At 68.8% G+C, this 22,909-nt stretch carries 24 protein-coding genes and 1 tRNA gene; 11 read left to right on the forward strand and 14 right to left on the reverse strand.

Going from position 1 to position 22,909, the window contains the following annotated elements; all coding sequences use genetic code 11:
* The first annotated feature begins 76 nt into the window (after positions 1-76).
* The 6 genes from KY500_RS09430 (at position 77) to KY500_RS09455 (ending at position 4,546) form a co-directional block, all read left to right on the forward strand.
* Positions 77-511, forward strand: a complete 435-nt coding sequence (locus KY500_RS09430) for a MarR family winged helix-turn-helix transcriptional regulator (protein WP_219900354.1) — start codon at positions 77-79, stop codon at positions 509-511.
* A gap of 32 nt (positions 512-543) precedes the next feature.
* Positions 544-1,446, forward strand: coding sequence for an IclR family transcriptional regulator (locus KY500_RS09435; RefSeq protein ID WP_219900355.1), 903 nt, complete (start codon positions 544-546; stop codon positions 1,444-1,446).
* A 167-nt stretch (positions 1,447-1,613) separates the two neighbouring features.
* Positions 1,614-2,321 (forward strand): YceI family protein, encoded by a 708-nt coding sequence (locus tag KY500_RS09440; protein WP_219900356.1) that lies wholly within the window; start codon positions 1,614-1,616, stop codon positions 2,319-2,321.
* A 45-nt stretch (positions 2,322-2,366) separates the two neighbouring features.
* On the forward strand, positions 2,367-2,873 hold the full coding sequence (locus KY500_RS09445; protein ID WP_219900357.1) for a sigma-70 family RNA polymerase sigma factor: 507 nt from the start codon (positions 2,367-2,369) through the stop codon (positions 2,871-2,873).
* Positions 2,870-3,655 carry an anti-sigma factor gene (locus KY500_RS09450; RefSeq protein WP_219900358.1) on the forward strand — a complete coding sequence of 262 codons (786 nt, stop codon included), beginning with the start codon at positions 2,870-2,872 and terminating at the stop codon, positions 3,653-3,655. The genes KY500_RS09445 and KY500_RS09450 overlap by 4 nt, the downstream gene beginning before the upstream one ends.
* A gap of 9 nt (positions 3,656-3,664) precedes the next feature.
* A complete protein-coding gene (locus KY500_RS09455) occupies positions 3,665-4,546 on the forward strand; it encodes an NAD(P)H-binding protein (RefSeq protein ID WP_255579130.1) in 882 nt (293 codons plus the stop codon).
* A 34-nt stretch (positions 4,547-4,580) separates the two neighbouring features.
* On the opposite strand, the gene KY500_RS09460 is transcribed toward KY500_RS09455, so the two are convergent.
* A complete protein-coding gene (locus tag KY500_RS09460) occupies positions 4,581-5,474 on the reverse strand; it encodes a LysR family transcriptional regulator ArgP (RefSeq protein WP_219900359.1) in 894 nt (297 codons plus the stop codon).
* A gap of 69 nt (positions 5,475-5,543) precedes the next feature.
* On the opposite strand from KY500_RS09460, the gene KY500_RS09465 reads away from it, so the two are divergent.
* On the forward strand, positions 5,544-6,173 hold the full coding sequence (locus KY500_RS09465; protein WP_219900360.1) for a LysE/ArgO family amino acid transporter: 630 nt from the start codon (positions 5,544-5,546) through the stop codon (positions 6,171-6,173).
* Between the two features lie 30 nt (positions 6,174-6,203).
* Here KY500_RS09465 and KY500_RS09470 read toward each other — a convergent pair whose 3' ends face one another.
* Together KY500_RS09470 and KY500_RS09475 are read right to left on the reverse strand one after the other, a co-directional pair.
* Positions 6,204-6,446, reverse strand: coding sequence for a helix-turn-helix transcriptional regulator (locus tag KY500_RS09470; protein WP_219900361.1), 243 nt, complete (start codon positions 6,444-6,446; stop codon positions 6,204-6,206).
* The gene (locus KY500_RS09475) at positions 6,446-6,916 is read right to left on the reverse strand and encodes a DUF2975 domain-containing protein (protein ID WP_219900362.1); all 471 of its coding nucleotides are present in this window, start codon (positions 6,914-6,916) and stop codon (positions 6,446-6,448) included. The genes KY500_RS09470 and KY500_RS09475 overlap by 1 nt, the downstream gene beginning before the upstream one ends.
* 125 nt (positions 6,917-7,041) lie before the next feature.
* On the opposite strand from KY500_RS09475, the gene KY500_RS09480 reads away from it, so the two are divergent.
* Positions 7,042-7,860, forward strand: a complete 819-nt coding sequence (locus KY500_RS09480) for a ferritin-like domain-containing protein (RefSeq protein ID WP_219900363.1) — start codon at positions 7,042-7,044, stop codon at positions 7,858-7,860.
* A gap of 56 nt (positions 7,861-7,916) precedes the next feature.
* Positions 7,917-8,579: a hypothetical protein gene (locus tag KY500_RS09485; RefSeq protein WP_219900364.1), complete on the forward strand. Its 663-nt coding sequence runs from the start codon at positions 7,917-7,919 to the stop codon at positions 8,577-8,579.
* Positions 8,580-8,692: 113 nt separating this feature from the next.
* On the opposite strand, the gene KY500_RS09490 is transcribed toward KY500_RS09485, so the two are convergent.
* The 10 genes from KY500_RS09490 to KY500_RS09535 all read right to left on the reverse strand — a co-directional run bounded on the left by KY500_RS09490 (position 8,693) and on the right by KY500_RS09535 (position 20,041).
* Positions 8,693-9,889 carry a glycoside hydrolase family 1 protein gene (locus tag KY500_RS09490; RefSeq protein ID WP_219900365.1) on the reverse strand — a complete coding sequence of 399 codons (1,197 nt, stop codon included), beginning with the start codon at positions 9,887-9,889 and terminating at the stop codon, positions 8,693-8,695.
* 50 nt (positions 9,890-9,939) lie between these two features.
* Positions 9,940-10,788, reverse strand: a complete 849-nt coding sequence (locus tag KY500_RS09495) for an alpha/beta fold hydrolase (protein WP_219900366.1) — start codon at positions 10,786-10,788, stop codon at positions 9,940-9,942.
* Positions 10,785-12,515 (reverse strand): ABC transporter ATP-binding protein, encoded by a 1,731-nt coding sequence (locus KY500_RS09500; protein WP_219900367.1) that lies wholly within the window; start codon positions 12,513-12,515, stop codon positions 10,785-10,787. Before KY500_RS09500 ends, KY500_RS09495 begins: the two co-directional genes overlap by 4 nt.
* Positions 12,512-13,339, reverse strand: a complete 828-nt coding sequence (locus tag KY500_RS09505; protein WP_255579131.1) for an ABC transporter permease — start codon at positions 13,337-13,339, stop codon at positions 12,512-12,514. The genes KY500_RS09500 and KY500_RS09505 overlap by 4 nt, the downstream gene beginning before the upstream one ends.
* A 100-nt stretch (positions 13,340-13,439) precedes the next feature.
* A complete protein-coding gene (locus tag KY500_RS09510; protein ID WP_219900368.1) occupies positions 13,440-14,522 on the reverse strand; it encodes an ABC transporter permease in 1,083 nt (360 codons plus the stop codon).
* Complete coding sequence (locus tag KY500_RS09515) at positions 14,515-16,194, reverse strand: ABC transporter substrate-binding protein (protein WP_255579132.1); 1,680 nt, start codon at positions 16,192-16,194, stop codon at positions 14,515-14,517. Before KY500_RS09515 ends, KY500_RS09510 begins: the two co-directional genes overlap by 8 nt.
* 127 nt (positions 16,195-16,321) lie before the next feature.
* Positions 16,322-17,407 carry a LacI family DNA-binding transcriptional regulator gene (locus KY500_RS09520; RefSeq protein ID WP_219900369.1) on the reverse strand — a complete coding sequence of 362 codons (1,086 nt, stop codon included), beginning with the start codon at positions 17,405-17,407 and terminating at the stop codon, positions 16,322-16,324.
* Positions 17,408-17,587: 180 nt separating this feature from the next.
* On the reverse strand, positions 17,588-19,057 hold the full coding sequence (locus tag KY500_RS09525) for a DUF2252 domain-containing protein (protein WP_219900370.1): 1,470 nt from the start codon (positions 19,055-19,057) through the stop codon (positions 17,588-17,590).
* A gap of 197 nt (positions 19,058-19,254) precedes the next feature.
* On the reverse strand, positions 19,255-19,773 hold the full coding sequence (gene msrA / locus KY500_RS09530; RefSeq protein ID WP_219900371.1) for a peptide-methionine (S)-S-oxide reductase MsrA: 519 nt from the start codon (positions 19,771-19,773) through the stop codon (positions 19,255-19,257).
* A 192-nt stretch (positions 19,774-19,965) separates the two neighbouring features.
* Positions 19,966-20,041, reverse strand: a tRNA-Lys gene (locus KY500_RS09535).
* 118 nt (positions 20,042-20,159) lie between these two features.
* Here KY500_RS09535 and KY500_RS09540 point away from each other — a divergent pair.
* Together KY500_RS09540 and KY500_RS09545 are read left to right on the forward strand one after the other, a co-directional pair.
* Complete coding sequence (locus KY500_RS09540; RefSeq protein ID WP_255579133.1) at positions 20,160-20,975, forward strand: inositol monophosphatase family protein; 816 nt, start codon at positions 20,160-20,162, stop codon at positions 20,973-20,975.
* Positions 20,976-21,027: 52 nt separating this feature from the next.
* Positions 21,028-21,549: a septum formation family protein gene (locus KY500_RS09545; protein ID WP_219900372.1), complete on the forward strand. Its 522-nt coding sequence runs from the start codon at positions 21,028-21,030 to the stop codon at positions 21,547-21,549.
* Between the two features lie 38 nt (positions 21,550-21,587).
* On the opposite strand, the gene KY500_RS09550 is transcribed toward KY500_RS09545, so the two are convergent.
* Positions 21,588-22,850 carry a GAF domain-containing protein gene (locus KY500_RS09550; RefSeq protein WP_219900373.1) on the reverse strand — a complete coding sequence of 421 codons (1,263 nt, stop codon included), beginning with the start codon at positions 22,848-22,850 and terminating at the stop codon, positions 21,588-21,590.
* Positions 22,851-22,909: the final 59 nt, after the last annotated feature.

Consider the following 22,909-nt stretch of genomic DNA (forward strand, 5'->3'; position numbering starts at 1 on the left):
GATACCAACACCTTACACATCTTGTGTACAAGCTACTAGCGCACAAGTTACTGGGAAAGGTGACAGGATGTGAGCCATGGCCGACCTCCGGACCCCACCACTTTCTGACCAACTCTGTTTCGACCTGTACGCGGCGTCCCGCGCCGTCACCAATGCGTACCGGCCCGTCCTGGCCGACTTGGGCCTGACCTATCCGCAGTACCTGGTGTTGGTCGTCCTCTGGGACGAAGGAACGCGCACCGTGCGCGAGCTCGCCGACACCCTGAGGTTGGACCACGGCACGCTCACTCCGCTCCTGCGCCGAATGGAAAGCAACGGGCTGCTGACCCGGCGGCGAAACCGTTCAGATGAGCGCTTCGTCGAGATCGCCCTGACGCCTGCCGGTGACGAACTGCGCGGCCACGCCACCAAGATCCACTGCGACATGACCGCAGCCCTGGGCCTGAATCCCGCAGAATTCAGCACCCTGCAGGCCACCCTGCGCACTCTCACCGACAGGGTGAGCGCGTAGTCGGAACCGATCACACAGGGAAGGGTTCGCCAATGCTTGTGCCGCGCGAACACGGTGTGGCGCCCGCGCAGAACGATGTACCGGCAGCGCGCCACACGCTGGCCATCCTCACCCACCTGGCCGCCCAACGCGGTCCGGTGCCGGCCTCCAGCATCGCCCAAGCGCTCGGGCTGCCGCGGTCCACGGTGTATCGCCTGCTCGGAGTGCTCAGCGAGCTCGGTTTCGTCCTGCACTTTCCCGAGGCCAGACGGTACGGCATCGGGCTGGCCGCCTTCGAGCTGAGCAGCGGGTTCTCCCGCCAGGAACCCCTGGCCCGGCTGGGCCGGCCGATCCTCGCGGCCCTCGTTGACAGGATCGGCGAGAGCGCCCACCTGGCCGTGCTGCACGGGCGTGATGTGATCTACCTGGTCGAGGAGCGCGCGCCTCGCCGGCCCGCACTGGTGACGGATGTGGGCGTGCGGCTCCCGAGTCATCTCACCGCCAGCGGGCGCGCACTGCTGGCCACGCTGCCCCTCCCCCAGCTCCGGGCGCTCTTTCCCGACCCGTCGGCCTTCGTGCAGCGTTCCGGCGACGGTGTCGAGCATCCGGCGAGCGCCGCGGGTTCCGACGGTGCGCCCGGTACGCCCGGTACGCAACCCTCTTGCGCCGTGAGCAGCTACCGCGAGTTGAGCCGGCTGCTCAGCCAGGTGCGCATCCAGGGCTATGCCGCCGAGGATGGTGACGTCACGGCGGGCATCGCATCCGTCGCCGTGGCGGTGCGGGACCACAGTGGCTGGCCGGCCGCGGGCATCGCCGTGACGTTCTCCCGGTCGAGCGTGCCGCCGGAGCGGTGGCCCGCGCTCGCGGCCGAGGTGGAGCACTCAGCCGCCGAGCTGGGCCGCCGCATCAACGGGCGGGCCGGCACCATCCGTGATCCTGCAGAGAGGAAAAAGTGAGATTACGAGGACGGAATCACTCGCTGGATCCTCATTTTCGAACTATGTCCGCATAAGCGTTCGTCGCTTGCGGCAGCAAATTTCGGATTCAGGTGAACCTTTCGGGCTGTTACCTCGTTGTTCAGAGTGGATGACCATCATCCGCTACGGACACGAACGAGGGTGACATGCAGAAGAAAACGAAGATCGGGCTGTGGATTGCGGGCGGAGTCGTCGTTGTCGGCGGTGCTGCCCTGGCATTCGGGCCGGCCGTATACGCCGACTACGCCAACGGCAAGACCGACGCCGCGCCCACCATCGCCGCCACGACCCCCAGCTCGACGGATGCGGCCACCTCGGCAGCGGTGAACGCCGACGACCTCAGCGGAACCTGGAGCATCGGCGCGGACTCCTTTGCCGGCTACCGCGTCGACGAAGTGCTGCAGGGCAAGGATGTGACCGTAACCGGGCGCTCGTCCGACGTGACCGGCGACCTCACGGTCGACGCGCTCTCGCTCACCGCCGCCACGATCACCGTGGATGTGGCGAGCATCGCCACCGACGAGAGCGCCAGGGACGCCTACTTCCGCGATACCGCCATGGAGGTCGGCGAATTCCCGACCGCCACGTTCACCCTGACGGAGCCGGTCACCCTCGAGGCTCCCGTGGCCGGGGTCGCGCAGACGGTCAGCGCCACCGGTGACCTCACCCTGCACGGCGTGACCACTTCGGTGACCGTCGAGCTGCAGGCGGCGCTCACCGACACCGGCGGGCAGGTCGTCGGCACCATCCCGATCACGTTCAGCGACTACGGCGTCGAGGCACCCGACCTGGGCTTCGTGTCGGTGGAGGACACCGGATCGATCGAGTTCTCCCTCAACGTCACGCAGAATTAGTCCAGCCGTGTTCATCGTGGGCATCGTGCAGACCGGGAGGCGACCGTGACTGAACCACAGGCGGCCCTGCTCCGGGCGCTCCACGATGCCCACGGACCGGCCCTGTTCCGGTACGTGGTGCGCCTGACCGGCGACTACGGCTTCGCCCAGGACGTTGTACAAGAGGCCCTGCTCCGGGCCTGGAAGCGACCCGCCCTGCTCGACCGGGATGATGAGGCTGCCCGCGCGTGGCTGTTCACCGTGGCCCGCAACCTCGTCATCGACGACCGGCGCAGCGCCAGGCACTCCCGCGAGATCAGCTCCGACGTCCTACCCGAGACGGCGTCCGCTGACGGCACCGAGGCGATCCTCGATCGCTGGCTGCTGACGGATGCCCTCACGGCGCTCTCTCCCGAGCACCGTACGGTTCTCGTCAGCGCCTACTACCTCGGCCGGCCCATCGCCGAGATCGCCCGTCGCGAAGAAGTGCCGGAGGGCACCGTCAAGTCCCGGCTGCACTATGCCCTGCGAGCGATGCGGCTCGCCCTACAGGAAAGAGGGGTCACCGAATGACCTCCACCCCCGACCGCTTTCGCGAGTGGGACGCTGCCTACGTGCTCGGTGCGCTGAGCACCGAGGACCGGCACGACTTCGAACGCCACCTGCCGACCTGCCCGGCTTGCTCCGCGGCCGTCGCCGAGCTTGCCGGCCTGCCCGGAATCCTCAGCGCGCTGCCGGCGGCAGAGGCCGTGGCTATCGCCGAGGCCCACCCAGCCGGAGGGGCTCACGCCGCCGCCCCAGCATCGACCGACGCCTCTGACGAGCGTCTGCGCACCGCCTTGCACCAGCCCGGGCTCGTGCAGCGCCTTGCCGGCGCGGCGGTGCGGCGCCGCCGGCGCAACCGTCTGCGCCTCGCCGTCACCCTTACCGCTGCCGCCGCGGTCATCGCCCTGGGCAGTGGGGTGCTCGGCGCCACCCTGGCCACTGCGCCCGCGCCCGAGGCGGGATCCGCCGTGCCGTCCGCAAACGCCCCCGCGATACAGGTCGTGGCCATGGAACCCCTCGAGCCCAACGCCCTTACGGCCGCGGTGACTATCACCGATACCGACTGGGGCACCCGGTTCGACTGGTCGTGCGTGTACCTCAACGAGCTGTGGAAGGACAACGGACCCCAGGACTACGACATGATCATGACCGACCGGAGCGGCGCCTCCACGGTGCTGGCCACCTGGACGGCGACCAGCCCGAGCACCGAGAACCTGGCGGCTTCCACTGACCTGCCCAGCGAGCAGATCCAGAGCATCGAAATTCGCGCCAGCCGCAGCGGCACCCCGCTCGCGCACACCGACCTGTAAGGACACCCCGTGAACACCGCCCTGCGCGATTCCCTCCCCACGCTCGCCATAACCGGCTCCACCGGCGTACTCGGCGGCATGGTGGCCCGCACGCTGGCCGCCGCCGAAGTGCCGCAACGCCTGCTCGCCCGCACGGTGGACCGGGCGCCGCAGCTGAACGGCAGCGTCGCCCTGCCGTTCTCGTACTCCGACCGTGCCGCGTCGGAACGGGCACTCGAGGGCGTGCAAACGCTCTTCATGGTGTCAGCCGCCGAGAACGCCGAGCGCCTCGCCCAGCACGTCGCCTTCATCGATTCCGCCCGGGCCGCCGGGGTGTCTCACATCGTCTACACCTCATTCATCGCCGCGGCTCCGGATGCGACGTTCACTCTGGCCAGGGACCACTACGCCACCGAGGAGTACATCCGGTCGTCGGGGATCGACTACACCTTCCTGCGCGACAGCCTCTACCTCGACTTCATGCCCGCGCTGGTCGGCACGGACGGCGTCATCCGCGGACCGGCCGGTACCGGCCGGGTGGCCGCCGTCGCCCGCGCCGACGTGGCCCGCACCATTGTGACGGTGCTGAACGACGTCACGGCGCACCACAATGTCACCTATGACCTCACCGGTCCGGAGGCGTTGACCATGACCGAGGTGGCGGCGATCCTCTCCGCCTCCGGCAGCGCCCACGCCGGCAGCAGTGTGGCCGGAACCGTGCGCTACCACGCCGAGACGCTGTCGGAGGCCTACGAATCCCGCCGGCCGTGGGGCGCACCGGACTGGCAGGTGGATGCCTGGGTGTCGACCTACACCGCCATCGCCGCCGGCGAGATGGACGAGGTCAGTACCGCCGTCGAGACGATCACCGGTGTCCAGCCGATAAGCCTCGCCCACCTGCTGGCCGGCTGAACCGGTCGCGGCTGACCCGGCCTCGACGACGGCCTCAGAGCGCGAACAGTTCCCGGACCGCCGCATCCCGCACCGCCGCCGAGACGGCGTCCAGCAGGGGCGACGAGAGGTTCCAGCGCTGCCAGTACAGCGGCACGTCCACCGGATGCGCAGCCGCGAGCTCCACGAGCGAACCGGCGGCGATCTCCGCTAAACACTGTTGCTCGGGCAACACGCCCCAGCCCAGGCCCAGTAGTACCGCGCGCGCGAAGTCGTTGGAGGCGGGGATGACGTGTCGGGGCGCCTCACCGGGCCGCCCATTGTTGGCACGGAGAAAAGCATCCTGCAGGTCGTCGTTGCGGTCGAAGGTCACCACGGGCGCCGCCGAGAGCCCGGCCAGACCGGCCGGGAGCCGTCGGGCGACGAAGTCCGGCGTGGCCACGGCGCGGTACCGCATCCGACCGAGAGGTTCGGTGACGCAACCCTGGATGGTCTCGCGGCTGGAGGTGACCGCGGCCATGACGGCGCCGGAGCGCAACAGCGACAGAGTGTGCTCCTGATCCTCCCGGTGCAGGTCGAAGGCCACGTCGAGCTCGTCGGAGACCCCGGCGAGGGCCGCGAGGAACCAGGTGGCCAGGCTGTCGGCGTTCACGGCCAGCGACACCCGCACGGCCTGCCCGGCGGGCCCGGCATCCTGCAACGCCCGCACGGTATCGGCCTCGAGCAGTTCCACCTGGCGGGCGTAGCGCAGTACGAGGGCACCGGCGTCGGTGAGCGCCACCGGGGTCGTGCGCTGCACGAGCACCCGGCCGCAGGACTGCTCCATGGTCTTGACCCGCTGCGACACCGCCGACGCCGTGATGTGCAGACTGCGTGCCGCCTTGTCGAAGGTGCCCTCCTCGATAAGGGCCAGAAGGGTGGCGAGCTGATCCAGGGTGAACCGTTGCATAAGTTCAGCTTATGCATCATCAGAAACAGTAGCTGGACTGAATCATGAGGTGTTCGTAACGTGGAACCCATGACCCCCGCAACCACGCTCCTGCCCGCTCTGCTGGGCCTGGTGACGGGACTCTCGCTCATCATCGCGATCGGTGCCCAGAATGCGTTCGTTCTGCGGCTCGGCATCGAGGGGCGCAACCGGGTCATCGCCCCGGTGGTGATCATCTGCGCCCTTTCCGACGCGGCGCTCATTCTGGCCGGGGTGCTCGGCATGGGCGCCCTCGTGCAGGCGGCACCCGTGGCCATGGTCGTCGTGCGGATGCTCGGGGCGGCCTTCCTGGTGGTCTACGGCCTGTGGGCCGCACGACGAGCTCTCCGCCCCGGCACGTTGGTGGTGACGGGCGCCCCGGGCGTCACCGGGATGCGGGTGGCCGTCGGCACGGTCCTCGCCCTCACCTGGCTCAACCCGCATGTGTACCTTGACACGGTGCTGTTCCTCGGCTCCGTCGCCTCCCAACAGGGCCCGGCCGAGCGCTGGTGGTGGGTGGGCGGCGCCATGCTGGCGAGCGTGCTGTGGTTCACCGGGCTGGGCTTCGGGGCGCGATTGCTGCGGCCTGTCTTCGCCCGGCCGGGAGCGTGGCGGGTGCTCGACGGCACCATCGCGGTGGTCATGCTCGCCCTCGGCATCCGGTTGGCGCTCAATTTCTGACGCGCGGCCTGCAGTAGGCAATCCCCCGAGTCAGGCCTCGCCGCTCTCGTCGCCCGCCGGCTCGCCCGAGTCGGGGACGTAGGTCAGGATGTCTCCGGGCTGGCAGCCCAGCACCGAACAGATGGCGTCGAGGGTGGAGAACCGCACGGCCTTGGCCCGACCGTTCTTGAGGATCGACACGTTGGCCACCGCCAGCCCGATTGCGGCCGCGAGGTCGGTCACCGACATCTTCTTCTTGGCCAGCTCGACGTCGAGGTTGATGACGATACCCATCAAATGACCTCGGCGAGTTCGCTCCGCAAGCTGATGGCGGTGTGCAGCAGTCGGCGCATCACCACCACGAGCAGGGCGAGGGCGGCGCTCGCCCCGCAGGCGGCAACCGCCAGAAGAGCCAGGCCCCAGGCACCGGGCTCGGCGGCCTGCACGACCAGGGCGACCGCTCCCCCGGCCGAGACCACCGCTGCGGCCATCAGCGCGCCGATGGCGGCGTCGACCCATCGGTCGGCGTGCCCGCGATCATCGAACAGGGTCTCCTGGCGGATCATCGCCACGAGCATCCACACACTCAGCAGAACCACCTCGACGCAGAGGGCTCCCGCCACGATGAGGGTGATGACGACGACTGCGAGAGGGCCGCGCGCCACGGCGCCGGCGATGAGCCCGGAGCCGGCCTGCGCGGCCAGCGACCCGGCGAACAGCACGATCAAAAGAGCGCGGAGCGCGCCGAGTACCGAACGAGACATGTGCCCCTCCATATCGAATAACGTGCATTTTGTATCGTTATTCGATACGTTAACCCTCGTCAGGTTACAGCAAATGCATTTCCGGGGCCACTGAGCCGCTGGATTCGCTTACGTGAGGAGTTCGCATGAATCAGAACGAGGCACCGTCCAGCCCGGGTTTCGACGCCTGGATCAGCTACTTCAAAGCAAATCTCGCCCGGCATGACCGGCTTGACGCGCTGATCCCGTGGGATTCGGTCTCCACCCTCCCCGCACCGCACATCGCCCTGATCGCCCGGTCGCTGCAACGCTTCGAGCTGGGCGAGAGCGGCGATGGAACCGGCCTGCTGTCGAAGGCGCGCCGCCGCCACGATCGCGAGTACGACGCGGCACTGCGGCTCTTCGTTGCCGAGGAGCAGAAGCACTCGGCCCTCTTCGGGGCCGCCCTGTCGCGGTTCGGCGCCGAACGACTGACGGCGCACTGGTCCGACGGCATCTTCGTTGTGCTCCGCCGCATGATGGGCCTCCGCACAGAGGTTGCGCTGTTCCTCATCGTCGAGACCGTGGCGATGGAGTACTTCGTCGCGCTGAAGCACTGTGCCGACCCCGTCGTGCAGGGGGTGGCGCGGCGCATCCTCACCGACGAGGTTGAGCACGTGCGGTTTCAGATCGATCAGCTCAGGATGGGCTTCGCGTCCACTCCCCGCCCGGCTCGGGTGTTGGCCGCGTCGCTGGCCTGGGTGCTCGCGGTGGGCACCGCGACGGCACTGGCGATCGACCACGGCCCGGCCATGCGTGTCTGCGGCCTCAACCCGGTGACCTTCTGGCACCGGGCGCTGCGGCACTTCGGGCGGGCTCTGCCGCTGGCGTTCCGGCTGAACCGCGACGAGACGCCCTTCGGCCCGAGCATGGACCCCAGCGCCGAGCGTCTGGGCCGGGTGGGGCGGGTACCGGCGCGGGTGTAGGCCGGATGCGGGTCCGGCCGGACGGGGTCCGGCCGGGCCCGCGGTACGCTTGCCCCGTGCTCTCCAAGGACCTGATCCGCCTCTACCCCGAGCTGTACCACGTGGCAGCGGATGGGGCGTGGCCGTCCATCGAGCGGCACGGACTGCTGAGCACCAGCGCCCTGGTGACGCGCTGGGGCGTACGCCAGGGGGCACCCCAGGCGGCGATCCTGACCAAGCGGCGCGGGGAGTCGATCGAGCTGGAGCACCCGGACTACGGCACCGCGGTCATCCGGCATCAGAAGGCGATCCACGAATCGTCGCTCGCCGCGGCGCTCGAAGACCTCACGCCGAGCGAGTGGTACACGATGCTCAACGACCGGGTGTTCTTCTTCCTACAGAAGCGGCGGCTCGAGGAACTCCTGGCCGCGCGTTCCTACCGGGATGACGCCCACACCGTGCTGACCCTCGACACCCGCAGCCTGGTGAACGCGCACGAGGACGACATCGAACTCACGACCGTGAACACCGGCTTCGCGCAGCGTTTCAGTGCCGAGCCACGCGGGCGGGACAGCTTCCTGTCGATCGAGGAATTCGCGCATCCCACCCGGGCGCACGCGTCCACCAAGGTGGTCGACGTGGCCGAGCTGGCGGTGTACCGCGGGGTACGCGACATCCGCGAGCACGTGAAGCGGGTGGAACGGATGCGCGACGGCACGGTTCTCGAGCGCTTCGTCTAGCCGCACCCACGCTGGTCGAGCCTGTCGAGACCTTCTCGCCGGGTCTCGACACACTCGACCAACGTGCAGCCGGGTCTCGACACGCTCGACCAACGCGTGGCCGGCGGAGACGGCTAGGCCGCGGGGGCGACCGAGGACTCCAGGCCGTTGCGGCGGGCGACCTCACCGAGCCAGCTCGCGCTGGGCTTGGGGGTGCGCGCGAACGTCTGCTTGTCCCAGGCGATCAGGCCGAAGGTGGGCGTGAAGCCCGAGGCCCACTCGTAGTTGTCCAGCGCCGACCAGTGCAGGTAGCCGAGCAGGTCGATGCAGTCCTCGATGCAGGCGTGCAGGCCCTCGAGGGCGCCCTGCGTGTAGGCGATGCGGCGGCTGTCATCCGCGGTGGCGATGCCGTTCTCGGTGACCATGACGGGCACGTGGTCGGTGAGCTCCCAGGCGGCACGCACGCCGATGCCGGCGGCCGGCGGGAAGAATTCCCAGCCAGTGAGGGTGGTCTCCACGTTCTCGGCGACCGGACGAGGGCCCTCCGGACCGATGAAGGTGCGGGTGTAGGCCTGCACGCCCACGAAGTCGTCACCCTTCACGTTCTCCAGGTACCAGTCCTCGCGCGGGTGGCCGTACTCCACGAGCTTCTCGGCCGCGCCTTCCTCCTCCACGGCCACGAAGGCCTGGGTGGCGATGGTCCAGCCGGTCTTGAGCCCGCTCACCTGCGAGAGCACCTCGCGGGAGCGCTGGTGCGAGAGCAACAACGCGTCCGCCACCTGCAGGTCGGGGTCGGGCAGGCCGTGCGCCACGAGGTTGGCGGCGTCTTCTCCACCGGCGAGCATGGCGGCAATGTTGGGCTCGTTGATGGTGCACACGTAGTTGACGCCCTCGGCCACGACGGGCAGGGCCAGCTCGGTGTAGCGCGCGAACAGGTCGGCGGCATCCTTCGCCCGCCAGAACCCGTCGTTCTCGAACCAGCGCGGCACCGTGAAGTGCATCAGGGTCACGATCGGCTCGATGCCGAACTCGTGACAGGTGTCGACCATGCGGCGGTAGTGGTCAACGGCCGAACGGGAGGTGAAGCCGCGCTCGGGCTCGATGCGGGCCCACTCGATGCTGAACCGGTAGGAGTTCAGGCCCAGGTCGGCGAGCAGTTGGATGTCTTCGCGGTAGCGGTGGAAGCTGTCGGCGGCGTCACCGGAGGGTTCGACCATGGTCGTACCCTCGGCGTGCTCCTTGGGCCACCAGTTGCTGTTGACGTTGTTGCCCTCGATCTGGTGGGCGGCGGTGGCGGCGCCCCACAGGAAGCCTTGGGGGAAAGTGAGCATGGAAGAATCTCCTTGGGGTAGCGATGGTGCGGTGGTGAAAAGAGAAAGAATCAGCTGGTGGATGCCCAGAACGCGTCGAGCATCACGGCCGCGAAGCCCGGGTTGTCGAGGTTGGGCAGGTGCCCGGCCTGCGGGATCACCCGATACACGGCGCCGAGCTGCTCGGCCATGAGCTTCTGCGACGGGATGGGCCAGGCGTCGTCGGTGTCGCCGTGGGCGACGAGGGTGGGCACCCCGGTGGCGCGCACGGCCTCGGTGGAGTCCGGCGTGGACTGAAGGATGCGGATGCCGCCGAGGATGTTGTCGACCGAGGAGGCGATCAGGCGATCGCGCACGAACTCGTCGTCGGCGGTGAGCGCGCTGCCCGCTGGGTGGTCGAGCGCCCAGATGGCCAGGGTGCCGTGTTCGGCCACCAACTCGGCCTCGGCCTCGTGCGCCCCCGCCCGGCCGCCGGGGCCGGAGCAGAGCATGGTGAGGTCGGTGAACAGCGCCGGCCCGTTCTGCCGGGAAACACTTTGAAGGAGTGCGGCCCGGGCGACGAGGCCACCCAGGCTGTGGCCGACCAGGTGCACCGGGCCACCCCGGCCGATCTCGCGGGCGACGGTGACGGCATCCGCCGCGAAGTCGTCAAGACGGTAGTTCTCGATGCCAACGGGCGCGGCCGAGTCGGCCTGGCCGCGCTGGCTGTAGCTCACGACCTCCCAGCCGTGCTGAGCGATCAGCGGCAGCAGCAGCCGGAAGTCCTCCTTGGACCCGGTGAAGCCCGGCACCAGCAGGGCCACGCCACGGCTAGGACCCTGCGGCGGCACCCGGAACGCCGTGAGCGGGCCGGCCGCGGTGTCGATGCTGAAGTGCTCGAGCTCCGGGGCCAGGGCCAGGCCGCCGAACGCGGCCGTCACGCGACGACCTTGCGCGGGTTCGGAATCGCGTCCAGCAGCCGGATCGTGTAGTCGTCTTGCGGGTTCTGCAGCACATCGGCGGTGACGCCGCGCTCCACCACCTGCCCCCCGTTGAGCACCATGATGTTATCGGTGACCACCCGGGCGCTGAGCAGGTCGTGGGTGATGTAGAGCAGGCTCACCCCCCACTGTTCGCGCAGGTCTTCGAGCAGGGCCAGCACGCCGGCACGCAGCGACACGTCGAGCATCGACACCGGCTCGTCGGCGATGATGACCTGCGGGTCGCTGGCCAGCGCGCGGGCGATCACGACGCGCTGGCGCTGCCCGCCGGAGAGCTGGTGCGGCAGCTTGGCCGCGAATTCCTCCACGGAACTCAGCCCCACGATGTCGAGCAGTTCGAGCACCCGGCGGCGGGCGTCGGTGCCGGTCAGGCCGGTGAAGTTGATCACCGGGCGGGTCAGCGCGTATTCCACGGTGTGCAGCGGGTTGAGCGCAGAGTACGGGTCCTGGAAGACCATCTGCACGTCGCGGTGCAGCCGGCGGAAGTGGCGGCGGTTCAGCTCTCCCACGTCGAGGTCGCCGAAGCGGATGCTGCCGCTGGTGGGCTTCTCGACCGCCGTGATGAGCTTGGCGATCGTGGACTTGCCCGAGCCGGAGGCCCCGACCAGGGCCAGTGCGGCGCCGGGCTCAAGGGTGAAGGACACGTTGTCCACGGCGCGCACGGGGGCCTCGCCGCGGCGCGGGGCGGGGTAGATCTTCGAGACGTTCTCGACGACCATGGCGTGCTGGTCGGTGCGCCGGGTGCGCGGTGAGACCGTGGGCGCGTGGGTCGCGCCCTCTGCCCGCTCAGCACCCTGCGCATTCCGCTGCTGCCGGTCGGCGAAACCGGGCAACTCCACGATCTCGGCGCGCGGGTCGGCGTAGTGCGAGAGCAGCATCCGGGTGTACGGGGCCTGCGGGTTCTCCAGGATCTGCCGGGCCGGCGCATCCTCGACGATGCGGCCCTCGTGCATGACCATCACCCGTTGGGCGGATTCGAGCACGATGCCCAGGTCGTGGCTGATCAGGATGGCCGTGAAGTTCTCGCTCTTCTGCAGTTCGATGATGGTGTTCATCACGGCGTGCTGCACCAGCACGTCCAGGGCCGTGGTGGGCTCGTCGAAGACCATCAGCTCGGGTTCGAGGGAGAGCGCGAGCGCGATGGAGACCCGCTGCCGCATGCCGCCGGAGAGCTCGCCCGGGAACCTGTCGAGCACCTGCGGGGTTAGTTCGACCTTACCGATCAGCTCGGTGGCCCGGTCCGTCCAGCGTGAGCGGTCGACGTGCCCGTGGGCGCGGAAGATGTCGACGAAGTGGTTGCGGATGCTGCGCACCGGGTTGAGCGCGTTCATGCCCGACTGCAGCACCATGGCGATGCCGCCGTGACGTTGCTCGCGCAGCTGCTCGGCGTCGAGGCTGGCGATGTCCTTGCCGCCGAAGAGGATGCGGCCCTTCTCGATGTGCGCCGGCGGCTTGGAGAGGCCCGTGAGGGCGAAGCCGAGGGTGGATTTGCCCGAGCCGGACTCCCCCACCAGGCCGACGAACTCGCCGTGGGCCAGCCGGAAGGAGACGTTCTGCACGGCCTTGGTGGCGTTCTCGCCGTAGCCGTAATGCACCGACAGGTCGTGCACCTCGAGCAGGGTGGTGTTGGCGGCGGGCGGGTTCTGGCTGAACGGTGTCGGGGTCATTTCTTGGTTCCTTCCCGGAGGCGGGGATTGCTGATGCCGTCGACGCCGAAGTTGATCAGGGTGAGGGAGGTGGCCAGCAGCGCGATGCAGAGGCCGGGGGCGAACAGGAGCGCCCACTGCCCGGTGAGCAGGGCGTTGGAGTTCTGCGCCCAGAAGAGCATGGTTCCCCAGCTCACCACGGTGGAGTCACCGAGGCCGAGGAACTCCAGGCCGGCTTCGGCGAGGATCGCCGCGGTGGCGGCACCGAAGAAGTTACCCACGATGAGCGAGGTCATGTTCGGCAGGATCTCGCGGAAAACAATGCGGAAGGGCCGTTCGCCGCTGAACACGGCGGCCGTGACGAAGTCGCGGGAGCGCAGGGACTGGGTCTGGCTGCGTAGCACCCGGGCGCCCCAGGCCCAGCCGGTGATCACGACGACCACGATGATCATGCCGATGCCACCCCCGGAGAGGTACGCGGCGATGACGATCATGAGCGGCAGGCCGGGGATGACGAGGAACAGGTTGACGACGAAGTTGATCACGTCGGCACCGAACCCGCGCACGTAGCCCCAGCTGAGGCCGATCAGCACGGCGATGATCGTGGAGAGGAGGCCAGCGACGAGCCCGACGAAGATACTGATCTGGGCGCCGTAGAGAAGCTGCGAGAGCACATCTTCACCGGCCGCGGTGGTGCCGAGCCAGTGCGCTGCACTGCCGTCGGCGCTCCGCTCGAAGCCGGTCTCCCTGGCTCCGTATGGGGCGATCAGCGGCGCGAAGATCGCCAGGAGGATGAACACGGCGAGCATGACGAGGCCGATGCGGGCCTTGCCGTTGCTCCACACCGTGGAGGCGACGCGGAGAACGACCTTCCAGGGCGACGGGCCGCGTCGATCGAGGTGCGGGGAGCGCGAATGGCAGCGGTGGTCGGTGGCAGTGAGGTGGTCATCGTCGGGTCCTCGGGTCCAGCACGCCGTACAAAATGTCGACGAGGAAGTTGGCGATGAGCACGCTCACGGTGATCATCAGGAAGAGTGCCTGCATCAACGGGTAGTCCTGGTTGGTGACGGCGTTGAAGAGCAGGTAGCCGATGCCCGGGTAGCCGAAGACCTGTTCCACCAGGATCGAGCCGCCGACGACACCGCCGAGGGCCAGGCCGAACGAGGTGAGGTTGGGCAGGATGGCGTTGCGGGCGGCGTAGCGCAGGGCGATGGTGCGGGGTTTGAGCCCGTTCGCCTCCGCGAAGGTGACGTAGTCGTCGCCCAGGGTGGAGATCATGGTGTTGCGCATGCCCAGGATCCAGCCACCGAGCGAGGTGATCAGGATCGTGAGTGCCGGCAGCACCCCGTGGTAGAGCGCATCCCCGAGGAACTCGAACGAGAGGTTCGGCGAGGCCGTGGGACCGTAGGCCCCGGAGGTGGGGAAGAGCCGCAGCACGTAGCCGGCGAAGAAGAGCAGCAGCAGGGCCGTCCAGAAGTACGGGAAGGCGCTCATGAACGAGCCCACCAGGGTGGGTACGCTGTCGAGCCAGGTGCCGCGCTTCCAGGCCGCGAGCACGCCGAGCAGGGTGCCGAGAATGAAGGCGACCACGGTGACCAGGCCCACCAGCACGAGCGTGTAGGGCAGCGCGGCCGAGACCAGTTCGCCCACGCTCTGCGGGTAGAAGGTGTACGAAATGCCGAAGTCCAGCGTCACCACCTGGTGTAGGTAGGCCACGTACTGTTCGAGGATGTTGCCGGTGGGCACGCCGAGCTGCGCCTCGATGGCGGCCTTGGTGGCCTCGGTCACGGGGCCGTTCTGCGCGAGCTTGGCCAGCGCGGCATCCGCCGGCGTGCCGGGCATCAGCCGCGGCAGCAGGAAGTTGACCGTGACGGCCGCCCACAGGGTGAGGGCGAACAGGCCGAGCTTGCGTGCGACGAACACGCTGCCGCGGAGGAGCGGGCTGGGCGAAGCCGCCGCATCCGTGGGACTCAGACCCGCCGGGGCGAGGCTCTCGGCGCCGCGTGGCGCCGCCGTGGTGCTAGTCATCATTGACCTTCTTCAGGTGGGTGAGAACGAGGAGGGGGGTGGATTCGTAGGTCTTGGGCGACGCATACGGGTCGTCGGCGCTGGGCCAACCGGTGAACTTCGCGTCGCTGAACAGTCCCCAGGAGCCGCCGTAGTAGAGGCTGATCGACGGGATCTGGTCGTAGACGACTTCCTGCAGCTGGTTGGCCAGGTCGGCCTGTACCGCGGGGTCCAGAGCGACCTTGTACTCGGCCAGGATCTTGTCGACGGCCGGGTCGCTGAAGCGTTCGAAGTTGTTGCTGGCTTCTTCGCCGACGGGCTTGACCCACTCGCTGGAGAGCAGGTTGTTGAAGTCGCGGAAGGTGTTGCCGGTGCCGCCGGTGGCACCCATGGCGAGGTCGTACTCGCCGTTGCGGAGCGCCAGGGTGTACGCGGCGGGCTGCGGCGAGGCGACCTTGACGTCGACGCCGATCGCGCCCCACTGCTTCTGCACCTCCTGCACGCCCTTGAGCCAGTCGTTGTACCCGGCTGCGGTGGTGATAGTGAGGCTGAGCTGGGCACCGGACGCGTCCACCAGCTTGCCGCCCTGCTGCGTGTACCCCGCCGCGGCGAAGTAGTCCAGCGCCTTCTGGGTGTCCTGGGTGATCAGCCCGGAGTCCGGGATATCTGGGTTGAGCACATCCGCTTGGTTGGGCAGCAGGATGTTGGTCTGGCCGGCCGGGTCCATGTACCCCTCCGCGGCGGCGTCGCCGACCATGCCGCGGTCCAGCGCCGTGGACAGGCCCAGGCGCACGTTGACGTCGTTGAACGGCGCCTTGGTGAGGTTGGGGAACAGGGCGATGGTGCCGCCCGGCGGGAACCAGTAGGTGTTCTTGTTTCCGGCATCCACCCAGGCGCCGTCGACGTCACTGATGAACGAGTAGGCCCAGTCGTAACCCTTGGTGGCCACGTCGAGCTGGGTGTTGGTGGCCGGCAGGATCAGGTGTTCGGCGGCGACGGTGTCGGCCTGCCAGTAGTCCTGGTTCTTGTCGACGGTGTACTGCTGCGGGGCGAAGTTGCCCAGCGTGTACGGGCCGGTACCGACCGGGTCGGGGTTCCGCCAGGTGGTGGGGTCGTCGACATCCGCCCAGATGTGCTCGGGCACGATGAGGGTAGTGGAGGCGATGAGCTGCGCGGCGGGCACATCCGGTGCGGTGAGGTGCACCGTGACGGTGTCGTCGCCGACCTCGAAGGTGTCGATGTAGCTCCAGATGCCCTGAAGGTCGAGCGACGGGTTGTCCTTGAGGAGCTGGAACGTGAAGCCCACGTCGGCGGCGGTGAAGTCTTCGCCGTCGGACCAGGTGACGCCGTCGCGGATCGTGAAGACGATCGTGGACGGGTCGGGCTGGGTGTACCCGGTGGAGAGCCACGGGTGCTCTTCGCCGGTGAGGTTGTCGAGCACGATGAGCGGCTCGTACATGTAGAACGCCGCGACCCGCTTGTTGATCATGAACGGGTTGAAGTTCTTCTCGAACAATGGGGAGCCGTTGTCGGCGGCGACGAGCATGGTGTCGTCGGGGATGGACGGGTCGGGCGCGCTCTGGATCTGGATACTGCACGCGGCGAGCGTGGAGGCGGCGACGGCCATCGCCACGGCGGCGAGTGTGCGGGCCAGCGGCCGGGACCTGCGCCGAGATCGAGTGGGTTGCATCATTACTACCGGTATTCCTCAGTCGTCGTTGAGCTGATCGCGTCGGCGGACGCGTGATCTGATTCGAGTGTATGCGCATACATTCATGAAAAGCAAGCAGAATCTCTGGGGAACGGGTGGAGCCGGGGGCTCAGACGCGCGGGCAGCTCTGCCGCAGCACGACCTCGACGGGCAGCGTGAAAGCCTGGGGTTCGAGGCTGGGGTCGTCGAGCCGGGCGGTAATGGCGTGCACCGCGGCGCGGCCAAGCTCCACCATGGGCTGGTGCACCGTGGTGAGGCTGGGACGGGAATGGCGGCCGGCAGCGATGCCGTCGAACCCGGTCACCAGGATGTCGTCGGGCACCCGGATGCCGCGCTGCTCGAGGACGTCGAGCACTCCCAGAGCGGTCTCGTCGTTGGAGCAGAGGATGCCGCGCGGCTGGGCTCCGGCGAGGATGCGCGCTGCAGTGGCGCGGCCTCCGTCGCGGGTGAAGTCGCTGCGGAGGATCCGCACGCTGCTCTCGGCCACCCCGGAGTCGGCCAGGGCGTCGCGGAAGCCGGCGAGGCGTTCGGCGTCGTCGGGCGAGTCAGCGGGTCCGGCGATGTAGACCACCTCGTGCACGCCGTGAGACTGCAGCACGTAGTTGGCCAGGGTGCGCATGCCTGGCCCGTTGCTGGCGCTGACGTGGTCGAACTCGTCGGCGCGTTGAGCGCCGGCCAGGATCACCACCGGGATACGGCGGGCCACGTAGGCGAGCAGCTCGTCGGGTACCGTGCGGGCCAGCACGGCCAGGCCATCGACCCGGCCGGCGATATCGGTGACCAGGGCCTCGCGGGTGTTGCCGCGTCCGGCGGCCACCATGAGGGCGAACCCCCGGCGCCAGGCCTCGATCTCGGCACCGCGCAGGACCTCGTCGAAGTAGAGGTTCTCGGCATCCGGCGCACCGGCCGGATCGTCGTCGACGATGGGCACGGTGTCGCCGCGCGCCGAATCGACCGGCTGGTCTGGGACCGTCTCGTCGTGGCCGGGGAAGAACAGGCCGATCACATTGGTGCGGCGCGCGGCGAGTCCGCGGGCCGCGGCGCTGGGAACGTAGCCGAGGTCGTTGACGGCCGCGAGCACACGTTGCCGGGTGGGCTCGCGCACGGTGTCGGGCGATCGGAAGACGCGGGAGACCGTGGCGATGGAGACGCCCGACCGCTCGGCGACATCGTAGACCGTGGGTGCCTTCGCCATGCCGTCGCCTCCTCCCCCGCCGTGTCGCCCGGTGTGCCGCGCGGGTGCGGCGTGTCCTGCCATCGTACGGCGGCCGGAACGCGAACCCCGTTCCGACCTGCGGCTTCTGTGCCCGAAACGGACAACTGCACCCGGCGCACTGGGTGCAGAAGTCCGCACGGGGAACAGTTGCGCGGCCGGTCAGACGCCGGCTCGGGCGACCAACCGGCCGCTCTGCACGGCGTCGTGGAAGGCCTGGTAGTCCTCGTCGTTTTGGTCGGCGTAGCGGAGGGAGAAGTCGGTGACCGCCCGGTCGAACTTGTCGCTGGCGCCCAGGTAGGCCGCGATGGCGATCGGGTCGCCCGACCGCGCGTGGGCGCGTGCCAGGGTCCAGCCGCAGGCCTGTGCGTAGAACGACATACCCAGCGGCACCATGGCCTCCACGACGACCGAGCCCTTCATATCGCGCAGCTGCCGCCAGTACAGATACCGGCCCGCCTGCACCCCCTTGGTCCAGCCCAGGAAGATGTCGCTGGCGGCCTGCATCAGCCGTTGTCCCTGCACCACCCGCTCGCCGGGCTGGTCGTAGACGCTCGGTGGCAGATGATCTTCGAGCACGGATGCCGTGGCCTCCTTCACCTGCAGGAACAGCGGGTCCTGCTCGTCCCGGCCCTGAAGCAGCGCGATGAACGCTCGGTTGCCGACGCTGCCGACGCCGACCACCTTGTGGGCGACGTCCACGACCTCGAAGCGCTCCAGGAGCTGCCGGCGATCATCCTGCAGGGTGGCCCGGTAGGACTGCAGCTGGCTGAGGATCGCGGCCTGGGCCTCCTCGGCGGTCAGGCCGAAGGTCGAGGCCAGCTCGCGCGCCGGGATGACGATGGGCGGTTGACTCACGATGCGGTACCGGCCGTCGACGAATTCGGCGAGTTTGGCCAGCGCCTGCAGATTGTCCCGGGATCGAGCTTTCGCGGCGTTCTTCAGGGCGTTCTTCTCCAGTCTCTTCGACGCCTTGCGGGCGGCCTTTCCTTTCTGGCTCGCGCGCACGGTGTCCATGGCAGCGACCAGTTCGGCCTCGGATAACTTGGCGTACCAGATGTCCAGGGTGCCCATCTGCGCGAACTGCGCCATGGCTTCGCGGTACGCCCGCACGGACTGTTCGGTGATGGCGCGCACGTCGTCACTGCTGAAGCCGTTGTTGCGGGCGGCGATCGTGAAGCTCGCGGACATCCGCAGCACGTCGTATTCGAATGGGCCGGGCAGGGTCTCGTCGAAGTCGTTGAGGTCGAAGAGGAGATTGCGCTCGGGTGAGGCGAACACCCCGAAGTTGGACAGGTGGGCGTCGCCGCAGAGCTGCACGATGAGCCCAGCCCGTGGCACGTCCTTGAGATCGGTGGCCATGATCTTGGCGGCGCCCCGGTAGAACGTGAACGGAGAGGCCATCATGCGCCCGTGCCGCACCGGCACCAGGTCGGTTTCCCGGGTGAGGTTCTGCTCCTCGAGCAGCGCGACCGGGTCTGGTCGGTCGGCCGCCGGCTGCCAACCGCGATGGCTGGATACCGGGGTGCTCGTGCGTGCGGCCTTGCCGCGTGCGACGCGTTCCACAACCGCCGGATGCTCGACGCTGGGCTGCCCCGTCTGTGTCTGCTCGGTCCCCGCCTGCTTGGTCATATCGTCTACTCCTCCTGCTCGGCGCCGGAGCCTGCACCCGACGACGCCAACCGGCGCAGGGAGACCCATGCTTCACGCCACGTTTGCCCCGGATACCGGGACTGTCAACGCTCCCGCCCCTCACGTGGCGACCGATCAGACGAAACCGGCCCGGTCGTGAGGAACACGACCGGGCCGGCACAGGTGATGCAGTGGAGTTAGTTGGCGACCTGCTCGCGACGCGGCAGGACCCAGCCGGGCCGCACGAAGTGGCAGGTGTAGCCGTTCGGGTAGTTCTGCAGGTAGTCCTGGTGCTCGGGCTCGGCCAGCCAGAAGTCGCCGAGGGGTTCGACCTCGGTCACCACCGGGCCGGGCCAGATGCCGGATGCGTCAACATCCGCGATGGTGTCCCGGGCGACGCGCTCCTGCTCGGCATCCGCGAAGAAGATCGCCGAACGGTAGCTGCGGCCGCGGTCGTTGCCCTGGCGGTCCGTGGTGGACGGGTCGTGGATCTGGAAGAAGAACTCCAGCAGCTCGCGAAAGCTGGTGCGCTCGGGGTCGAAGGTGATCTCGATGGCCTCGGCGTGGTCGCCGTGGTTGCGGTAGGTCGCGTTCGGGGTGTCGCCGCCGCTGTAGCCCACCCGGGTCGAGATGACGCCCTCGCGCTTGCGCACGAGTTCCTCGACGCCCCAGAAGCAGCCGCCTGCCAGTGTCGCCGTCTCAGTGGTTCCGCTCATAGTGTCTCTCCTTGATCGTGGACGCCGTGATCGTGGACGTTCCCTCGGCACAACGTGTCTGGGCCCCGGCCTGTTCCTGGCTTCCGCCACACACAGCGTGCTCCCAGTTTATGCATCCGCGACCGGATGGCGACTGGTTGCGAAGCGGATACGAAAAAGCCCGGCCGCATGAGTGCGACCGGGCTTTTTGTGTGGTGCACCCCCCCGGACTTGAACCGGGAACCCGCTGATTAAGAGTCAGCTGCTCTGCCAATTGAGCTAGAGGTGCGTATTTCAGGCGGCAGGACTTCCCCCGCCGACATGAGACATTACCACCAGATTCGCGCCCGGCGCCAATCGAGGGTCGCCGCCCGGCGTGTCGCGCTCCAGTCACTATTCTGGGGAGCGTGACCCCGACCCTGCAGCACACCCTCTCCGATGACCTCGTCCTCGCGCTCGAGCTGGCCGACGCTGCCGACGCGATCTCGATGGCCCGTTTCGAAGCGCTCGACCTGGTTGTCACGACCAAGCCCGACCGCACCCCGGTGACGGATGCCGACCAGGCCGTCGAGCGCGCCATCCGCGACCTCCTGGCTGAGCGGCGCCCCGCCGACGGCATCCTCGGCGAGGAGTTCGGCACCGCGGGGTCCACGACCCGGCAGTGGATCATCGACCCGATCGACGGCACCGCGGGGTTCCTGCGCGGCATCAGCATCTGGGGCACCCTCATCGCGCTCGCGATCGACGGCGTTCCGGTGCTCGGCGTGGTCAGCTCCCCCGCACTCGGCAAGCGCTGGTGGGCCGCCACGGGTGGCGGCGCCTGGTCGACGGACGCCCGTTTCCCCGACGCTCCGCCCGCCCTCCTGGCCGTGTCGGGCGTGCAGGGCCTGGCGGATGCCTCGCTCAGCTACGGCAGCATCCAGCAGTGGGATCAGGCGGGCAAGCTCGACGAGTTGGTCTCGCTCACCCGCCAGGTGTGGCGCACGCGCGCCTACGGCGACATGTGGTCGTACATGTTGCTCGCCGAGGGTCACCTCGACATCGCTGCCGAATACGACCTGCAGCCCTATGACATGGCCGCCCTGGTCACCATCGTGCAGGAGGCCGGGGGCCGCTTCACCTCGGCCGACGGGCAGGACGGACCGTTCCACGGCAGCGCCCTCGCCACCAACGGGCACCTGCATTCCCTCGCCCTCGAGGCCATCGCCGGCCCGAGCGCGTGACGGCGATCGCCCACCGACTGTCTCCCGCCTGACCGAACACCACACAGCGTCCGTGACAGCAGCACGTATGAACATCCGTCGCATCGGCGTCACCCTGCTGGTACTCGGTGCGCTCACCGGACTGAGCGGGTGCGACGCCTTGGACGGCCTGGTTCCGGGCGCGGAAAACCTCGACGAGGGCACGACCGAGCTCATTCCCGATGTCAGCACCGACGTTTTCACCCTCGCCAGGGGCGACTGCCTCGACGGCCTGGACGGCGACCTTCACTCGGGCGTGGCGACGGTCCCCTGCAGCGCCGGTCACGATTGGGAGGTCTACGCCGCAACGGAGCTGGACGGCACCGAGTTTCCCGGCAGCGACGTGATCGTGGCCGAGGCCGAGAAACGCTGCGGCGCGGCCTTCGGGCCCTTCGTGGGGCTGCCGGAGCCCGGAGCCGCCAGCTCTGAGCTGGGCTACATCTACGTCACCCCTACAGAGGCCGACTGGACGGAGAGCAGTCACCGGGCCATCGTGTGCCTGATCGGCGACATGGGCGGGCCCGTGGCCGGCACGCTCGCCGGCGCCGCGCGCTAGCTTCGCCGAGCCGCCGGGCCGGTTGCAGCGCCCGAGCTCTATGCAACCAGACCGACGGGGTCGTCGTCGGTCGCCATGCCCGCCGACTGCCAGAGTTCGTTCTGCAGCAGCAGCGCCAGTTCGCGCAGGAGCACCACGTCCACGGCTTCCCCGGTGCGAGGCTCCTGGTCGTACACGCACAGAGCGCCGATGCGTTCGCCGGAGGGCGCCTCGATGGGAAACCCGGCGTAGAAGCGCAGGCGGGGCCCTGCGACGACGAGGGGGTTGTCGCGGAACCTGTCGTCGAGGAGGGCATCGGGCACGATCAATGCGGCCGGCTCGAGCACCGTGATCGTGCAGAAGGAGCTGCTGCGGGGAATCTCGGTGGTTCCCAGCCCGACGACGGCCTTGTGCCACTGCCGGTCGCCGTCGAGCACCGTGAAAGCGGCAGCGCTGGTGCCCAGCGACCGGCTGGCGAGCTCCACGATGCGATCGAACCGGGCCTCCGGCGCGGTGTCGAGCAGGTTCAGGGACATCAGCGCCCGGTGCCTGGCCTCCTCGACCTGGTCGGAGGTGCGCCCCTGCACTTCATCCGGCGACAGTGGGTGGGCGCTGCGGCCGCGCGGGTCCAGCGGCGCGGCCATGCTGCCGGCGAGGGCATCCGCCCACAGGTCGTAGTCGGATGCCGACCGGAACCGGCCGGTCGCCGAGACCGGCGTCGCCGGCAACGGCACGAAGGTGACGCGCGCGCGGCCCGCACAGAAGTGAGCGCTGGCGGCGTTCAGCACCAGGACCTGTGTTCCCGCCCAGCGGCCGAGCGTGGTGTTGAACACCGGAGCCGAGGCCATCGGCTCGATACCGGCCAGGAAGATCTCGGTGCCCAGGGAACTGGATTGCTGGATGCGGTCGACCAAACGGCCCAGACCCGTCACCCACGACCGCGTGGAGGTGAGGCGTGCCGCGTCCCCGATACCGAGGATGAGCACGACGGCGTCGTAGCGCCAGAGATTGGCGAAGTCCACGTGGTGCGCCGCCGAGCGCACCATCATGCTCGACTTCGCACTCACGTCGACATCGGCTCCGCGGCCCGTGCGATCGGTGAGTGCCCGCGCCAAGGCGCCTGGCAAGGCCAGCGAATGGCTGAGCACACCCCAGCCCACGGCGGAGCCGCCACCGACGATCAGGATGCGGTCGCTGTCGATGCCGGGTGAATGGGCCTGGGGAGCATCCGTGGGTCGTGGGATGCCGGCGAAGCTGCGTTCGATGGAGGTCGCCCAGGCGCGCATCATAGGGACCATGGCCCAGCGAGCGAGTTCGCGCATGTGACTCCCTCACTGGACGAGGTGGCGGCGCACCCCACGCCGGGCGCATTGCATACAAC

This window comes from Cryobacterium sp. PAMC25264, assembly GCF_019443325.1.
In the GTDB taxonomy this organism is placed as follows: domain Bacteria; phylum Actinomycetota; class Actinomycetes; order Actinomycetales; family Microbacteriaceae; genus Cryobacterium.

Excerpts from the sequence above, each read along its gene's own strand:
- KY500_RS09480 (WP_219900363.1), top strand. The coding sequence starts at position 7,042 with ATGAATCAGAACGAGGCACCGTCCAGCCCGGGTTTCGACGCCTGGATC.
- KY500_RS09435 (WP_219900355.1), top strand. The coding sequence starts at position 544 with ATGCTTGTGCCGCGCGAACACGGTGTGGCGCCCGCGCAGAACGATGTA.
- KY500_RS09550 (WP_219900373.1), bottom strand. The coding sequence starts at position 22,850 with ATGCGCGAACTCGCTCGCTGGGCCATGGTCCCTATGATGCGCGCCTGG.
- KY500_RS09510 (WP_219900368.1), bottom strand. The coding sequence starts at position 14,522 with ATGACTAGCACCACGGCGGCGCCACGCGGCGCCGAGAGCCTCGCCCCG.
- KY500_RS09440 (WP_219900356.1), top strand. The coding sequence starts at position 1,614 with ATGCAGAAGAAAACGAAGATCGGGCTGTGGATTGCGGGCGGAGTCGTC.
- KY500_RS09450 (WP_219900358.1), top strand. The coding sequence starts at position 2,870 with ATGACCTCCACCCCCGACCGCTTTCGCGAGTGGGACGCTGCCTACGTG.
- KY500_RS09490 (WP_219900365.1), bottom strand. The coding sequence starts at position 9,889 with ATGCTCACTTTCCCCCAAGGCTTCCTGTGGGGCGCCGCCACCGCCGCC.
- KY500_RS09470 (WP_219900361.1), bottom strand. The coding sequence starts at position 6,446 with ATGGGTATCGTCATCAACCTCGACGTCGAGCTGGCCAAGAAGAAGATG.
- KY500_RS09430 (WP_219900354.1), top strand. The coding sequence starts at position 77 with ATGGCCGACCTCCGGACCCCACCACTTTCTGACCAACTCTGTTTCGAC.
- msrA (WP_219900371.1), bottom strand. The coding sequence starts at position 19,773 with ATGAGCGGAACCACTGAGACGGCGACACTGGCAGGCGGCTGCTTCTGG.
- KY500_RS09460 (WP_219900359.1), bottom strand. The coding sequence starts at position 5,474 with ATGCAACGGTTCACCCTGGATCAGCTCGCCACCCTTCTGGCCCTTATC.
- KY500_RS09520 (WP_219900369.1), bottom strand. The coding sequence starts at position 17,407 with ATGGCGAAGGCACCCACGGTCTACGATGTCGCCGAGCGGTCGGGCGTC.
- KY500_RS09475 (WP_219900362.1), bottom strand. The coding sequence starts at position 6,916 with ATGTCTCGTTCGGTACTCGGCGCGCTCCGCGCTCTTTTGATCGTGCTG.
- KY500_RS09515 (WP_255579132.1), bottom strand. The coding sequence starts at position 16,194 with ATGATGCAACCCACTCGATCTCGGCGCAGGTCCCGGCCGCTGGCCCGC.
- KY500_RS09500 (WP_219900367.1), bottom strand. The coding sequence starts at position 12,515 with ATGACCCCGACACCGTTCAGCCAGAACCCGCCCGCCGCCAACACCACC.
- KY500_RS09525 (WP_219900370.1), bottom strand. The coding sequence starts at position 19,057 with ATGACCAAGCAGGCGGGGACCGAGCAGACACAGACGGGGCAGCCCAGC.
- KY500_RS09465 (WP_219900360.1), top strand. The coding sequence starts at position 5,544 with ATGACCCCCGCAACCACGCTCCTGCCCGCTCTGCTGGGCCTGGTGACG.